Annotated in this window: 14 protein-coding genes; 6 read left to right on the top strand and 8 right to left on the bottom strand. The window is 68.3% G+C overall.

The genetic code is table 11. The features are described from left to right. Window positions 1-6: 6 nt before the first annotated feature. From NVU01S_RS08355 to NVU01S_RS44150, 3 genes are all read right to left on the bottom strand, one after another. Complete coding sequence (locus tag NVU01S_RS08355; RefSeq protein ID WP_043663207.1) at window positions 7-789, bottom strand: SDR family oxidoreductase; 783 nt, start codon at window positions 787-789, stop codon at window positions 7-9. A gap of 9 nt (window positions 790-798) precedes the next feature. Beyond that, window positions 799-1,248, bottom strand: coding sequence for an SRPBCC family protein (locus NVU01S_RS44145; RefSeq protein ID WP_043663204.1), 450 nt, complete (start codon window positions 1,246-1,248; stop codon window positions 799-801). Window positions 1,249-1,316: 68 nt separating this feature from the next. Then, window positions 1,317-1,877, bottom strand: coding sequence for a nuclear transport factor 2 family protein (locus NVU01S_RS44150; protein WP_043663201.1), 561 nt, complete (start codon window positions 1,875-1,877; stop codon window positions 1,317-1,319). A gap of 98 nt (window positions 1,878-1,975) precedes the next feature. Between NVU01S_RS44150 and NVU01S_RS08370 the strand changes: the two genes are divergently transcribed. From NVU01S_RS08370 to NVU01S_RS08380, 3 genes are all read left to right on the top strand, one after another. Continuing rightward, on the top strand, window positions 1,976-2,938 hold the full coding sequence (locus NVU01S_RS08370) for a GlxA family transcriptional regulator (protein WP_043663198.1): 963 nt from the start codon (window positions 1,976-1,978) through the stop codon (window positions 2,936-2,938). A gap of 370 nt (window positions 2,939-3,308) precedes the next feature. Then, window positions 3,309-4,523 carry a L,D-transpeptidase gene (locus tag NVU01S_RS08375; protein WP_043663647.1) on the top strand — a complete coding sequence of 405 codons (1,215 nt, stop codon included), beginning with the start codon at window positions 3,309-3,311 and terminating at the stop codon, window positions 4,521-4,523. A gap of 89 nt (window positions 4,524-4,612) precedes the next feature. After that, window positions 4,613-6,004 (top strand): pyridoxal phosphate-dependent decarboxylase family protein, encoded by a 1,392-nt coding sequence (locus NVU01S_RS08380; RefSeq protein WP_043663195.1) that lies wholly within the window; start codon window positions 4,613-4,615, stop codon window positions 6,002-6,004. Between the two features lie 3 nt (window positions 6,005-6,007). Here NVU01S_RS08380 and NVU01S_RS08385 read toward each other — a convergent pair whose 3' ends face one another. Beyond that, the gene (locus NVU01S_RS08385) at window positions 6,008-6,478 is read right to left on the bottom strand and encodes a winged helix-turn-helix transcriptional regulator (protein ID WP_043663192.1); all 471 of its coding nucleotides are present in this window, start codon (window positions 6,476-6,478) and stop codon (window positions 6,008-6,010) included. A 130-nt stretch (window positions 6,479-6,608) separates the two neighbouring features. Between NVU01S_RS08385 and NVU01S_RS08390 the strand changes: the two genes are divergently transcribed. Then, the gene (locus NVU01S_RS08390) at window positions 6,609-7,859 is read left to right on the top strand and encodes a cytochrome P450 (RefSeq protein ID WP_043663189.1); all 1,251 of its coding nucleotides are present in this window, start codon (window positions 6,609-6,611) and stop codon (window positions 7,857-7,859) included. Window positions 7,860-8,093: 234 nt separating this feature from the next. Here the strand turns inward: NVU01S_RS08390 and NVU01S_RS08395 are convergent, their stop codons facing one another. Then, a complete protein-coding gene (locus NVU01S_RS08395) occupies window positions 8,094-8,747 on the bottom strand; it encodes an SDR family NAD(P)-dependent oxidoreductase (protein WP_043663185.1) in 654 nt (217 codons plus the stop codon). A 728-nt stretch (window positions 8,748-9,475) separates the two neighbouring features. Between NVU01S_RS08395 and NVU01S_RS08400 the strand changes: the two genes are divergently transcribed. Next, window positions 9,476-11,002 (top strand): LCP family protein, encoded by a 1,527-nt coding sequence (locus tag NVU01S_RS08400; protein ID WP_043663643.1) that lies wholly within the window; start codon window positions 9,476-9,478, stop codon window positions 11,000-11,002. A gap of 1 nt (window position 11,003) precedes the next feature. On the opposite strand, the gene NVU01S_RS08405 is transcribed toward NVU01S_RS08400, so the two are convergent. Together NVU01S_RS08405 and NVU01S_RS08410 are read right to left on the bottom strand one after the other, a co-directional pair. Then, complete coding sequence (locus NVU01S_RS08405) at window positions 11,004-11,456, bottom strand: SRPBCC family protein (RefSeq protein ID WP_014982225.1); 453 nt, start codon at window positions 11,454-11,456, stop codon at window positions 11,004-11,006. Between the two features lie 31 nt (window positions 11,457-11,487). Then, window positions 11,488-13,146, bottom strand: coding sequence for an FUSC family protein (locus NVU01S_RS08410; protein WP_043663181.1), 1,659 nt, complete (start codon window positions 13,144-13,146; stop codon window positions 11,488-11,490). 110 nt (window positions 13,147-13,256) lie between these two features. On the opposite strand from NVU01S_RS08410, the gene NVU01S_RS08415 reads away from it, so the two are divergent. Then, on the top strand, window positions 13,257-14,666 hold the full coding sequence (locus NVU01S_RS08415) for an amidase (protein WP_043663178.1): 1,410 nt from the start codon (window positions 13,257-13,259) through the stop codon (window positions 14,664-14,666). On the opposite strand, the gene NVU01S_RS08420 is transcribed toward NVU01S_RS08415, so the two are convergent. Then, window positions 14,663-15,682: a cation diffusion facilitator family transporter gene (locus NVU01S_RS08420; protein ID WP_373864191.1), complete on the bottom strand. Its 1,020-nt coding sequence runs from the start codon at window positions 15,680-15,682 to the stop codon at window positions 14,663-14,665. The genes NVU01S_RS08415 and NVU01S_RS08420 overlap by 4 nt on opposite strands. Window positions 15,683-15,698 lie beyond the last annotated feature (16 nt).

Below are 15,698 nucleotides of genomic sequence, written 5' to 3' on the forward strand. Positions count from 1 at the left end.
GGTGGCTCAACGCCAGTGGTGATCACCGAGGGCGGATACCTCGGAACCGCCGTCGGCGAAGACGATCTGGCCGGTGACGAATCTATTGTCGGCGCCGGCCAGCCAGCAGATGAGGTCGGCGACCCATTCGGGCCGGCCGGGGAAGCCGCCGAACGGTTGCGGCGCAGCGGTTTCGACGGCGGCGCGGATCGCGGGGTCGGCGAGAATATAAGCGGCAGCAGGCGTGTCGACGACGCCGGGTGCGACGACGTTGAGGGCGATACCGGAACCGGCCCACTCCCGCGTCGGGGCAACTCTGCGCACCCAGCGGTTCAATGCACGCTTCGCGATCCCGTAGCCGCCGGTCACACCGCCGGCGGCGGGATCAGCGGCGAGACAGGCGACCGCGGCGGCCTCGTCGCCGTCGAGGCAGGCCTGCACGATGCGTTCGTCGGCCGGGGCGAGCGAGGCGGTCGACGACACGGCCACCGCGCGGGGTGCCGGACTCTGCGCCAGCAACGGCCGCAGCCCGGCCAAGGTCGCCACCGCCCCGAAGTAATTCGTTTCCAGCAGACCGGTTTTGCCGCCGCCTGCGATGGCCAGAACAGCGTCGATCGGCCCGCGCACTTGCTCGATCAGTGACTGCCTACCGGCAGGGGTGGACAGGTCGGCCTGGATCTCGGCGTTGTCCAGATCGCAGCCGATGACGATCGCATCGCGCTCCCGCAGCAAGGCGGCGGTCGCCGCGCCGATACCGGAAGCGGACCCGGTGATCACATATCGGCGACCGGCAAAACCTGTGTGCGGCATCGCATTCCCTCAGTCGGCAGCGGACTCCGCGGCCTTGGCGATATCGTCGAGATCACGCTGCAGCATGCGGCGGGTGGGACCTTCGAAGAGCCTACCGATGAAAGCGGCTGTGCGCGTGACCTTGCCGTGCGGCTTACCTTCGAAACCCATGGCCAGCAGGGTGTTCTGGCCTTGTGCCGTGAGCGTGAAGATGGAGCGGTAGTGGGTGCCGTGCGAATCGGCCTCGGTGGTGTAGGTCTGGCCCGGCACCAGGGCGGTGACCGTCAGGGTCTCGGTGGCTTCTTTACCGAACATGACCCGGGTTTCCCGCCACTTGGTGCCGACGGTGAATCCGGCTCCGTTGTCGAGGCGCTCCAAGCGGGTGATGCCGCGAATCACCTCGGCGGTGCGTGCCAGATCGGTGATCACCGCCCAGACCCGGTCGGGGGTAGCGGCGACCTCGCGGGTAACCGTGATCATCGACACAACGCCTCCTCGGACCGCGGACCGTGTTCGGCCCGGACTAAGGCAACACCGTAGCGGGCAGCTCAGGCCGCGTCGTGCTGATCCGTCCCATCGGCCCGGTACGAGCCGACTCCATAGCCGGGAACGTTGATCCCCGGCACGTCCGCACCCAACGCGATGACCTCGTGCAGCGCGTTGTGATACTGCTGCACCCCGGCGATCCGGCCGTCCCGGAAACGGACCTCGCTGAGGAAGACGGCGTGATATCGGCGTTCGCTTTCGCGCGCGGTCCATTCGCCCTCGATGGTCGCGAACCACAGGTGCGGCGTCGCGAACGGCCGGACGGTGATGCGGGCGAGGTTGCCCGCGTGCCAGAGTTCGGCGCCCCAGGAGTCGAGACTGTCCCGCAGTTCGTCGCGGCTCACCACCATATCGGGCAGGCCGGGCAGTTGCCACGGCGCGTGGAATCGCACGTCGGCGGTGACCAGCGCCATCGCCTGCGCGTGGTCCTGCAAGAAGATGAGTTCGTAGAAGCGTTCGACCACCGCACATTCATCGGCCGCGGCGAGCAGGTCCGCGACGGAGCGATCGCTTCGGACAGCCGCGCGCCTCCGGTCCTGCGGAGCGGTTGTCATGTCGGTCATCACAAGCCCTTCCTGTCCCGCCGGTTGATCGCTCAATGATTACAGCAAACCATCAGCAAACAAGTGGCGTCAATGCCAGCTTTCGCTAAGATCGCGACATGCGGATGGTCGCCATCCTCGTACCGGCCGGTGTGAACGCCTTCGACCTCGTCCTGGGCGGCCAGGTCTTCGCGTCCTCCTTGCTGCCCGACTATCGCCCGGCCTACGACGTGCGCATGTGCGGCGACGCGACCACGGCACTCGCGGCCGGTCAGCAACTGTTCGCACTCGGCACGCTCTGGCCGCTCGAGACCGCGGCACAGGCGGATGTGGTGATCGTGCCCGGCGCCGAGAGCATGCTCACCCCCGATCCGCGGCTGAGCGACGCCCTGCGCGCCGCGGCGGCGCGCGGCGCGATCATCGCTTCCATCTGCACCGGAGCCTTCCTGCTCGCCGAATCCGGCCTGCTCGACGGGCTGCGCGCCACCACCCACTGGCGGCTGACCGACCTGTTCGCCGCGCGATATCCGCGGGTCGAGGTCGACCCCTCGGTGCTGTTCATCGACAACGGACAGATCCTCACCTCGGCCGGTTCGGGCGCGGGCCTGGATCTGTGCCTGCACGTGGTGCGCCGCGACTACGGCTCGGCGATCGCAGGCGACACCGCACGGCAGATGGTGCTGCCACTGCAACGCGACGGCGGCCAAGCACAATTCATCACCCGCCCCGACCCGGCACAGGACGCCACCGCACTGCACCCCTTGCTCGACTGGATCGAAGCCCACATCACCCAGCAGCTCACCCTGGCAGATATCGCCGAACACGCAGGTCTGAGCGTTCGAACGGTGCAGCGCCGCTTCGAAACCCAGCTCGGCACCACCGCGTTGCACTGGATTCTGCACGCCCGCATCCGCCGTGCTCAGCGTTTGCTGGAAACCACCGATCTGCCGATCGACCGCGTCGCCGAGCAAGCCGGCTTCGGTTCGGTGGCCTCGCTGCGCCACCACTTCACCCGGTTGGTGGGCACCGCACCGCGCAACTACCGCAAGGCATTCGGCGATCCCGCGAGCGTGTCGCGGTGACACGCCGGGTAATTCGACAGTCGACCAGATTCACGCCGACGGGTTGCCCGGCGTCAACGGCACCCTTAGCCTGAAATGGACAGTGTGCAAGGTCACGCTGCGCCGTCGAGCGAAGTGCCTGCGGCGCCGAGGCCTGGTAGTACCGCATTACACGATCGGGGCTGTGCCGATGTCCATGATTCTTTTCCTCCTCCTGCAGCCGTTTCTCGGCGACGAGGTCGCACGCGGCTTGGCGACCCAATTCCGGATCGGCCCCGACAACTGAGTTCCGCCTCGACCAAGGCACCCGCCGCGGGCCGGTAAACTCGCGGGGCGGGATCGAAAGTCGAGGGTGCGCCGCGGGAAGCGCACGGCGAGCACAGGAGAAATCATGTCGAGTCGCCGCTTCCGATCCAGCGCCGCCGGGATCGCCGTCCTGGTCGTAGCGCTGGTGGTTGCCGGTTGTTCAGGGTCGGATTCGAAGGCACCGGTATCGAAGGACCCGGCACCCGCGGCGATCGCCATCACCCCCGCCCCCGGCGCGAAGGGCGTCGACCCCACCACCCCCGTTCAGGTGAGCGCGGGTGACGGCGTGCTGACCTCGGTGACCATGACCAACGAGGCGGGCAAGCAGATCGAGGGCATTTTCACGCCGGACAAGACCGCGTGGAAGCCCGCCGACGCGCTCGGCTACGGCCACACCTACACGATCACCGCCGAGGGCCTCACCATCACCGGCCGCAGCGGACCGCTGACCTCGACGTTCGCCACGCTGACGCCGAACAATCAGACCAAGGTGTATTTCGAGACCACCGGCGGCGGCCTGCTCGACGGCGGCACCTTCGGGGTCGGCGCCGTCATCGCCGCGCATTTCGACGAAGACGTCCCCGACCGCGCGCTGGCCGAGAAAAGGCTCTCGGTCACCACGAACCCGCCGGTCGAAGGTTCCTGGTACTGGCTCGACAACCGGCACCTGCACTGGCGGCCCAAGGATTACTACACGCCGGGCACGAAGGTGAACGTCGCCGCCAACATCTACGCGGTCGACCTCGGCGGCGGACTCTACGGCCAAGAGGACAGCAAGGCCTCGTTCACCGTCGGCGCGTCGCACGTGTCGATCGCCGACGACAACACCAAACAGGTGCAGGTCTTCGAGGACGGCAGGCTGATCCGCACCATGCCCACCTCGATGGGTATGGGCGGGAGCGAGAACGTCGGGGGCAAGACCATCACCTTCTGGACCCAACCCGGCACCTACACCGTGATGAGCAAGGCCAACCCGGTGATCATGGATTCCTCCACCTTCGGCCTGCCGGTCAACTCCCGGCTCGGCTACAAGGAAACCATCAACTGGGCCACCCGGATCAGCACCGACGGCATCTACCTGCACGAATTGGCCTCCACCATGTGGGCGCAGGGCAACACCAACACCTCGCACGGCTGCCTGAATCTGAGCCCGGACAATGCGCGCTGGTTCTACGATTTCGCGGTTCCCGGTGACGTGGTCGAGGTCCGCAACACCGGTGGCGCGCCGCTCGAGGTCTGGCAGAACGGCGACTGGGGCGTGCCCTGGGACCAGTGGCAGCAGGGCAGTGCGCTGCGCTGAGGCCGTTCGAGCAAGGTCGCTTTTCGAGTAAGGCCAGCACTTTTCGACTGGCTCCGGACACGCCGGGGCGCGGCTCGTAGCGTCGAGCTGTGGATCAGAACCTTGCCGGCGACCTCGCCGAACTGCCCGCGCTGCTGGACGCGGTGCGCGAATCGGCGACCGAGCTGCTGACCGGCCTCGCCGCACGTCCGGTCGCGCGACCGGCGAAAGAAGGTGGGCCGGAGCCGCTTCCGGAACAGGGCAGCGGCTTGCGGGCCGCGCTCGCGCTGTTCCGGGAACGCTGGGAGCCGCAGTTCTCGGCCAGCGCTGGTCCGCGGTACTTCGGCTTCGTCACCGGTGGCGCCACGCCCGCCGCAGTCGCGGGTGACTGGCTCACCGCCACCCTCGACCAGAACGCCATGTCGGGCGAGGACTCCTCGGCGGCCGAACTGGAGCGTCGAACGGTCGAGTGGATCGGGCAGCTGTTCGGATTGACCGGGCACACCGGCGCTTTCGTCAGCGGCGCGACCATGTCGAACTTCGTCGGCCTGGCCATGGCGCGGGAGTGGCTCGGCGAACAGCTCGGCGTCTCGGTGGCGCAGGCCGGTGTCGGGGCGCTCGGCCCGGTGCCCGTGCTCTCGGGCACACCGCACTCCAGCATCGTCAAATCGCTGTCCATGCTCGGAATCGGCCGGGACAGCCTGAAATACGTGCCGACCCGGCCCGGGCGCGAAGCCGTCGACGTGCGCAGGCTCGCCGAGGCGCTCGACGCGCTCGACGGCCACCCCGCCATCGTGGTGGCGAACGCGGGCACGGTGAACACGGTCGATTTCGACGATCTGCGCGCGATTGCCGCACTGCGCCAACGGTATCCGTTCTGGTTGCACGTCGACGGCGCGTTCGGCGCGTTCGCGGCACTGGACCCCGAGCACGCCGAGTTGGTCGACGGACTGGCTGAGGCGGATTCGGTGTGCGTCGATCTGCACAAGTGGCTCAACGTGCCCTATGACGCCGCGGTCCAGTTCAGCAAGCACCGCGAGCTCCAACTGCGGGTCTTCCTGAATTCCGCCGCGTACCTGTCCGCGCCCACCGGCACACCGGATTTCGGGCACCTGGTGCCGGAGAACTCTCGTCGGCTGCGCGCCTTGCCCGCGTGGTTCTCACTGACCGCTTACGGCCGTGACGGCCATCGAGACATCGTGCGGCGCAACATAGCCTGCGCGAATCGCCTCGGCGAGCTGCTCACCGCCGACGGGTTGCTGCGGCTCGCCGCGCCGGTGCGGCTCAACGTCGTCTGCTTCACCCTCGCCGACCGGCCGACACCGGAGCGGATCGCCGCGCTCACCGCATCGATCGCGGGGAGCGGCGAAACCTTCGTCACCCCAACGGTTTACGAGGGGATGCCCGCGCTGCGCGCAGCGTTCAGCAACTGGCGGACCACCGCCGACGATGTGGACCGTGCGGCCGCGGCCATCACCGCCGCGGCGCGCGCACTCGGCTGACGCTCAGCCGGTCGCCTCGGTGATGGGCGAGGAATGGAAGCCTGGGCCCGGCCGCGCCTCGACCTCGCGCGGGTCGAGCTCGGTCCGGCAGTGATCACACACCATGACCGGGGTGATCGTGTGCCCGCAGGTGCGGTGCTCGAGCACGAGCGGCGGGCCGTCCGGGTCGGCGAGGTGACGATCGCCCCAGGCCATCATCGCGATGATGATCGGGTACAGCTCGCGACCGGCGGCGGTGAGATGGTAATCGACTCGGCCACCGCCCTCGTCGGTGCGGGCGAAGATCTCCGCGTCGATCAACATGCGCAACCGGCTGGTGAGCAGATTGCGGTTGGTGATGCCGATATTGCGGGCGAAATCGCTGAACCGCCGCACGCCGAAGAACGCCTCGGCGATGAGCAGGATCGTCCACCGGTCGCCGAGCAACTCGACGACGCGGGTCACCGAATCATCAGGCGGACGTCGGATGGTCATGGGGCACATCCTCGCATGCGGTGACGGTATTGCATTCCTACCACCAGTATCGCAATAATACTAACAACCGGTCACCGCCGGGCGATCAGATGCCGACCCGCAACGGTGCGGCGCATCAGGTGGGAGCCTCATGACGACAGCCCAAGAACCGACCGCCGACTACGTGCGCCTGCTCGATCCCGCGCTCAGGCCGGACCCCTATCCCCTGTTCGCACGGATACGCGCGGCCGGACCGTTCCGGATCGGCACCGCGCCGGTCGTGGTGTTCTCCAGCCATGCCGACTGCACGGCAGTGCTGCGCGACCCACGGGTGAGCGTGGACCGCTCGCTCGCGACGTTGCACATGGGCCCGATGCCGCTGTACACCTCGTCGAAAACCCCTGCGGAACAAGTGAAGCCGTCGTTCCTGTTTCTCGATCCACCCGACCACACCCGGCTGCGACGGCTGGTGTCGAAGGCGTTCACGCCCCGGGTGGTGCAGCAACTGGAGCCGCGGATCACCGAAATCGTCGATGATCTGCTCGACAAGCGTTCGGCAGCAGGGGCATTCGACGGTGTCGCCGACTTCGCGTACCCCTTGCCGGTCACTGTCATCTGTGAATTGCTCGGCGTGCCACTCGAAGACGAAGCACAACTCAGCCATTGGTCCGGGCTGCTGGCCCGCACACTCGACCCGACCTCCCGGCGCGCCGCCGAATTCCAGGCCGACCCGGCGGAATTGGAACGTGCGGGCACCGAACTCAGCAACTACTTCGAGGAACTCGCCGAACGCCGCCGCGCCACACCGGGGCCCGATCTGCTCTCGCAGCTCATCGCGGCCGAAGACGCGGGCGACATGCTCTCGCACCAGGAGCTGATCTCCACCTGCGCGCTGCTGCTCATCGCCGGACACGAGACCACGGTCAACCTCATCTCGAACGCGACACTGGCCCTGTTACGCCGCCCGGACGAGCTCGCTGCCCTGCGAGCGAATCCCGAACGCGCCCAAGGGATCGTCGAGGAGACGCTGCGGTTCGACCCGCCCGTGCAGTTGATGCCGCGGATCGCCGCCGATGCGTTCACCGTCGGCGGCATGGACATCGCACGCGGCGACCTGTTGGTCATGCTGACCGCCGCCGCGCAACGCGACCCCGCCGTTTACCCCGACCCCGACCGCTTCGACCCCACCCGCGAAAGCCGTCACCTCACCTTCGGCCTCGGCGCCCACTTCTGCCTCGGCGCTCCCCTGGCCCGCCTGGAAGCCCGAATAGCCCTGACCCGCTTCGCCCAACGCCTGCCGCACCCCCGCCTCCGCGTAGACCCCCCGCCCTACCGCGAACACGTGAACCTCCGCGGCCCCGCCCACCTACCGATAGAGGTTCCCGAAATCCTGCCCCGCTAGGGACGCAGAGCCGGCATCGAACAAACCCACTGGATGCCACGCACCAGGTCGCCACGCACCAGGCAACCCGCCGCGCGACTCACCCTCCCGCGCACGAATTCGCACCGCACACAAATCACCCGCCAGACGGCAGCCCGCGCACGGCGTGCGAATCATCCTGCTGCGCACGAATTGTCTTGCCGCGCACTGTTTTGTCGACGAATTAGTGCGCGGGATGCTGAAAGGTGCGCCGGATCAGCCGTTGTAGGAAGTGTGGGGAGTCCAGTCGGTGAGGGGGCGGGTGGCGGCGGCGTGCAGGGCGGCGGCGACCCGGTCTCGGGTGAAGGCGCCCTCGCCGAGGACGCCGTTGATCTGGACTGCTACGGCACGGAAACCCTTGGGGGCCAAGGTGGTGTCCAGGCTGGTGACCAGGTTGCGGACGGCCGCCTTCTGCACGCCGAGTGAGGCGGCCTGATTCCACGGCTTGTCCGCCGCGGCGCTGCCGGTAACCAGCACGCGGGCGCCTGCGGCGAAGAACGGCAGGGCGGACTGGACGGCGGGCAGCAGCGCGGCGGCGCCGATGGTGAAGTCCTCGATCAACTCCGGCACGGTCAACTGGAGCGGATCGGACTGGCGGAACATGCTCGGGTTGAAGTGCAGCACGTCGATCCGGCCGTGCCGCTCCCCCACCCCGGCGACCACCCGGGTCACATCGGCGGGATCGGACAGATCGACACCCACCCCGTCGGCGTCGAACCCTTCCTCGTGCAATTCGGCGACCAGCGGCTCCGCCTCTTCGGCCCACCGACAGGCCAGCACCACCGCGTATCCGTCACGGGCGAAGAGTCGGGCGACGGCCAATCCGACGCCGGGGCCGGCGCCGAGCACGAGAAGAACGGGAGCAGACATGGACCCGAGCCTACGGCCGCCCCGGTGGTCCCGGCGAAACCCCCGGTTGACGCAGGCTGTGCACCGATTTCGCCGCAACAATACATACAGGGACGTGTAGAGTTGTGAGCGTCACCTAGTGATGCTGGGTGGCGGGACGCCGAGGGCTAGTCGACGCCCCGCCTGGTGGGTTACTCAGCCCGCAGCCAGCGGACCAAGACGAGTGCTCCGGCGATTACAGCAGCTCCGCTCAAGAGGATGCCGTAATCGACCGGAGCCTCTCGCTTTTTCCGGCGATGTTTCGCCATACCCACCACCTCCTTCCTCGGCACGATGCGGCCTGGACCAACTGCCGCACCGTCCCTCGAGGTGGAGGTCCCATTACCCTAGTCCAGCCCACCGACGAAAAACTTTGACCCCCAACGACTTACGACGTGTCAACACTGGAACGGTCACGTTGGAACGTTGCCGTTGGAACAGACCGGATACCGGCCCCGCAGCGGCTGCGCCGAAAGAGATGGTCAGACCCCTGCCGATGGTTGCCCCGGCGTAGCCAGCGCAACATCCGTACTCTCGATGGGAAAGCGCGTAGAACTGACGACGAGGATGATCCGGTGGAGCGAGTGCCGAAGAGGAAGCCGGGCACGGAACCTGCCGCGATGCTGGACGACGACACCGTCGAGTTCGCCAAGATCGGCGACGAGACCAGTGGCCGGGCGCGGCATCGCAGGGCGGCGAAACCGCGCCGGGTGGCAACCCGGCGCGCTCCCGCACCGCGCGAGCAGCCCCCACGTCGCGCGACCAAGGTGGCGAAGAACGCTGTCCGCGCAGTGGTGGCCCTCACCGCCCTGGCCGTGGTCTCCGGCACCGGTTTCGCCTGGTCGGCGAAGCTCGAATTCGATCACGGGTTCACCCGCACCGACGCGATCGGCGAGGACGCGCCGCACTCGCTCGGCGGCGATCTGAACATCCTGCTGATCGGCTTGGACACTCGGAAAGACCTGAACGGCAAGGACTTACCGAAAGAGATCCTCGACCAACTGCACGCGGGCGACGGCGACGACGGCGGTTACAACGCGAATTCGCTGATCCTGATGCATATTCCGGCGGACATGAAGAAGATCGTCGCGTTTTCCATCCCGCGTGACGACTACGTGCCGGTCACCGGTATCCCCGGCTATGACCGAGCCAAGATCAAGGAAGCGTACGGCCTGAAAAAGGCGGCCGCGCAGGACAAGCTCGTCGCGGCCGGCGAGAAGGACCCGGTCACCTTGGAGCGGAAAGGTCGCGAGGCCGGTCGCGCGTCGATCGTGTCCACGGTGCGCAACCTGGTGGGTGTCCCGATCGACCGGTTCGCCGAGATTTCGCTCGCCGGGTTCTACGACTTGGCCACCGCGCTCGGCGGCGTCGACGTGTGCCTGAACAAGGCGGTCGACGACAGCTACTACTCGGGCGCCAAGTTCCCGGCGGGACCGCAACATCTGAACGGTTCCGAGGCGCTGGCGTTCGTGCGGCAACGGCACGAACTGGAGAACGGCGATCTGGACCGGACGCACCGGCAGCAGGCGTTTCTCACCTCGGTGGCCAAGTCGCTCAAGGAATCCGGGACGCTGACCAATCTGAGCAAGCTCTCCGCGCTGATGGACGTGGCCCACCGCGACGTGGTGCTCTCGGACAACTGGAACCTGATCGACTTCGCGAGCGATCTGGGCGCCGCCGGGTCGATCGCGATCGAATTCCGGACCCTGCCCGTGCTGCGCTACGAGACGATCAACGGCCAGGACGTCAACATCATCGATCCGGCGGCGATCAAGAAAGAGGTCCGGACCGCGTTCGGGGTGCAGCCGCCCACCGCCGCGGCGCAACCGCCGACGAGCACGGTCGATATCCAGAACGCGGGCACGGTGTCCGGCGCGGCGGCCACCCTGTCCGCCGCGCTGACCGCGCGCGGTTACCGGGAGGGCACCCTCGGGAATCGGAGTACGGCGAGCGGCGCGGTCTCGACGTCGATCACCTACGGTGCCGGCGCCGAGGCGGACGCGAACCAGTTGGGCGAAACCCTCGGCGGTCTCACCCCCACCGCGTCGACGAGCGTCGCGCCGGGACACGTCCTGGTAGTTCTCGGCGGCGACTTCACCATGCCCACCGAGCTGACCGCGAGCACATCGACCTCGACCGCGCCGACCACCACAACGACCACACCGGCCGAGCCCGCGCCGGACGCGGGCAAACCGGTCACCACGACGATCGGCAACACGATCCCCTGCGTGAACTGACCTACTCGACGACGGCTTTGATCCGCTCCAGCGTCTCGCGCATCCCCTCGACGTTCGTCTTGCGCCTGGCCCGCCCGGCCAGCAGCCAGTACAGCCGGATCGGCGGGCTGGCGTGCAACTGGAACGACTCGGTGACGTCGGTGCCACCCGCGACCGGTTCGAAGCGATAGGTCCAGGTGTTGATCGCCATGCCGCCGGGCCCGAGCACGGTGAACGCGAACTCACGGCCGGGCTCGCTGGCGATGATCCGGCACACGGTCCAGTACTTCAGACCCCAGCCGTTGCGGTTGACGTGTCCGCGGAATTTCACCCCGACCGCCGGGCCGGTGGCGCCGCCGAGCCACTCGGCGGCGAAGGTCTCCGGACTGAACCGGCCGGTGTTGGTGATATCGCTGACCAGTTCCCAGATGGTTTCGGCGGGCGCGGCCATCCGCACCGTCACACTGTCCTGCATGCCCGAACGCTAGCAGGCCTAAGGTTTTTCGCTACCCCTGCGCGCGTGGCGCATGCGGCAGCACCGCGTCGAACGCGGTGTCCCAGGAGTCCGGATCGTCCAGCAGCGCGCCGGGCGGCAACGCCCAGCAGGCGGCGAGCAGGTCGTAACCGAGATGGGCGATGGCGGCGTGCACCGGCCAGTGCGCGGCGGTCCATTTCGGTTCCTCGGTGGCCGAGTCCAGACCGGTCCGGGCCACGCCGACCAGCTCGAACTGCAACTGCTGGACCAGCACCACGGCTTCGGCGCCGGCCGGTTCGGCACGGAGCAATTCGACCAACGCATGCGCGGCGGCCCGAACCCGCAACTCGATCCAGCGGAAGGTGCGCCGGTGTGCGCGCGGCGTGACGACATGCGGTGCGAGCATCGCGATCGCCACGCCGAGCACGGTTTCCACGAACCGATCCCGGATCAGCGGCCCGACCGCCACCTGCGGCGACGCGCCGACCGCGAGCAGCGCGATCGGCGTGATGAAGACTGCCGCGATCGCGTAGTTGCGCGGAACGTACAACTCCATGAAGAAAATCAGCCCGGCCACCAGCGCGGCGAGCGCGTAACCGGTCGGCGCGAGTTGCTGGATGCCCGCGAAAAGCGCCAGCCCGACGACAGTTCCGGCGAACCGGTGAATGCCGCGGACCTTGCCGCGGACACGGTCGGGGCCGATCTGCAACACCATCACGGCCGTGAACACCGCCCAGTGCGGCCGGTCCTGACCGAGCACGGCGCTGAGACCGCCGGCGACCAGGCAGGCGAGTCCGACCCGGTACGCGCTGATCATCGCGTGCGAGTCGAACGACAGCGAGCGCCGCAGCCGGAACCCGACACCGGGCCGGACGAACGAGATGAGCGGATCGACGACCACATCGTCGGTGTCGTCGTAGGCCGGTCCGGCCAGCCGGTTCCGGGCCGCGACCAGGGTGCTCAGCAGCTCGGAATCCGGCATCCGGGTCGGCAGCCGCGCGTCGTAGACCGCGGCCCACGCCTCCGCGATCGCGCCACCCGCCTGATGGCGCAGGTCGATGGCGGGTCGACCGGTCGCGCGCGCCGCCAAGTAGGCGTCGACGGCGTGATCGGCGGCTTCGACGGCGACCCGCTCGGGCTTGCGCCGATCACGCAGCACCCCCGCCATCGAGACGAGAACCGACACCGCCACACCGAACGCCGTGCAAGCCAGCAACACCGCGGCCGAGATCCCCGCCTCGGTGGCCATCATCGAGCCACCGCACACGATCACGAACAGCAGCGCACCCGGCGGCCCGAGCCGCATCGCGTCGATCACGTAGACGGCGACCGCCGCGACCGCCGTCAGCAACGCCACCGTGAGCAGCGCAGCACCGAGCCCACCGGAGAGCACCTCGCCGAGCAACGCGCCCACGGCACACGACATCAGCAACGCCAGGCCCGCGGTGAGCACCACGCCGGCCCGCAGGAGATAGGCCCGGCGCTCCCCGTACATGACGGCGAGCGCGCCGAACAACACGAACAGCGCGTACCCCGGATACCCCAGCGCGACCACCACCGCGGCGGGCAGCAGGAATGCGAGCGCGGAGCGCAACGCCGGACTCCATCGCCGTCCCGCCGGAGGCAGCGCGAACAGCAGTGAACCGATCCGCACCTGCGGCGGCAACGGGTCGGAGACCGGCGAAACCATCTACTTCCTTCCGAGATAGCTGAGAGTGACCTGCCGTTCCACCGTAAGCGCCGGTCGTTGTGCCACGAACAACCGCCTCCGGCGGCCCGATCGGCCGCTAAGTTCGACATGTGACCGCTGACGCTCCGCCCACCCGTTTGCATTCGTTCACCGACGACGCGCTCGGTGCGCATGACGCGGTCGCACTGGCCGAGCTGGTGCGGCGCGGCGAACGCAGCCCCGGCGAGCTGGCCGCGGCAGCGGTGCGACGGGCGGAGCAGGTCGAAGAACTCGCGGCCGTCGCCTATGCGACGTATTCGCAACCGCTGGCCCCGTCCGAGCCGGGCGGCCGCCTCTACGGCGTCCCCACGTTCATCAAGGACAACATCGATGTGGCGGGAATGCCGACCAACCACGGCAGCGCGGCCTTTCGCGCCCGGACCGCTCGCAAGGACGGCGACTACACCAGCCAATTCCGCAGTGCCGGAATGACGGTGCTCGGCAAGAGCACACTGCCGGAGTTCGGCTTCAACGCGACCACCGAGCCGCCGTTCGCGCCGCCGACCCGGAATCCTTGGCACACCGGCTATTCGGTGGGTGGATCGTCCGGCGGCACGGCCGCCCTGGTCGCCGCCGGGGTGGTGCCGATCGCGCACGGCAACGATGGCGGCGGATCGATCCGGATTCCGGCGGCGTGCGCCGGATTGGTCGGGCTGAAACCGAGTCGGGGACGGCATATCGACGCCCCGATGTCGCGGAAGCTGCCGGTCCGGATCGTCAGCGAGGGCGTGCTGACCAGAACCGTGCGCGACACCGCGGCGTATACCGCCGCGGCGGAAGAATATTGGCACAATCCGGCACTGCCGCCGATCGGCCGGGTCGAGGGGCCGGGATCGAAACCACTGCGTATCGCGCTCATCCTGGAGGGCATCGGCGGACCGGTGCCGCCGGGCCCGATTCGCGACGCCGTCGAAAACGTCGCTGCCACACTGGAATCGCACGGGCATCGGGTGGAGCCGGTCGCGCTGCCGTTCGATGCCGCGCTGGAGAACGCGTTCGTGCACTATTGGGGCCTGCTCGCCGCGGTGATCGCCTCGACCGGCAAACTCGGCGACCGCCGCTTCGACACGGGCAAGCTCGACGATCTGACGATCGGCCTGCGCCGCCTCTTTCTCCGCGACGCATGGCGCACACCATTGACGTTGTATCGACTACGCGCGGCGGCCGCGACCTATCGGCGCGCCTTCGACCCCTACGACGCGGCGCTGCTTCCCACCCTCGGACACGAAACTCCCGAGCTCGGTTTCCTCAGTCCGACAGTCCCTTTCGAGGTGCTGATCGAGCGCCTGCGCACCTATGTGGCCTTCACCCCGATCAACAACATCACCGGCACGCCCGCGATCACCGTGCCCGGCGGCTACACCGGCGCCGGGCTGCCCATCGGTGTGCAGTTCGCAGGCACCATGGGCACCGAACGCACCCTGCTCGAACTCGCCTACCTCATCGAAGCCGAACAACCGTTCCGGCGCTTGGACGCCTAGTGGCGCGGGTGGGTTTCGCGGTGCACCGGGCCGTGCGCGTCGTCGCAGTGTTCCGCCAGCACCGGGAGCAGCCGTCCGGTGTCGGATGTCGCTGCGGCGGAGACCAATTGGGAGTGGTCCACCTGCAGGGTGGTGTGGGTGATCTCGTAGTCGTGGTCGAGTAGCCGCTCGATCTGCTGGCGCAGGCCGTGGCAGTCCGCGCCGGGCTGGACCAGGACATGCGCCGACAACGCCACATTGCCCGAGGTGATCTGCCAGACGTGCAGATCGTGCACCTCGTCGATGCCGGGCATCTCGACGAGCCTGCGGCCGAGCGCGTCGGGGTCCAGACCCGCGGGCGCGGCTTCGAGGAAGATGCGGCCGGACTCCCGGACCAGGCCCAGGCCCGCCTTGACCATGAGGGCGACGACGACCAGGGTGGCGATCGCGTCGGCGCGGGCGAAGCCGGTGAGCAGCACGACGACACCGGCCACCGCGGTCGCGATGAACCCGTACAGGTCGTTGAGCACGTGCTGGAACGCGCCTTCGACATTCAGGCTCGATCGGTTCGCCTTGCTGATCGCCCAGGCCGCGGCGATATTGACGACGATGCCGAACAGCGCGGTGATCACGACCAGCCCACCGGTCACCTCCGGCGGCTCGAGCAGGCGCCGGATCGCCTCGTAGGTCAGCCAGCCCGCCAGCACCAGCAGCGTGATGCCGTTGGCCTGCGCGGACAGGATCTCGGCACGTTTGAAGCCGTAGGTGTATTTGCCGCGGGCCGGCCTGGCGGCCAGCCGAATCGCGGTCAGCGCCAGTACGATCGAGGCCGCGTCGGTCAGCATGTGCGCCGCGTCGGAGAGCAGGGCCAGCGAGTTCGCCAGCAAGCCGACGACGACCTCGATCATCATGAAGCCGCCGATCAACGCCAGCGCGACCGTCAGCCAGCGGCGATCGGCATCGCCGGACACCCCGTGGGAATGCGTGTGGCCGCCACTCCCATGGCCGTGTCCGTGCTCGTGTTCGTGTCCCATCAGCCGCCCGCCTCACCGC

The sequence above is a fragment of the Nocardia vulneris genome, from assembly GCF_001613425.1.
Classification (GTDB): Bacteria; Actinomycetota; Actinomycetes; order Mycobacteriales; family Mycobacteriaceae; genus Nocardia; species Nocardia vulneris.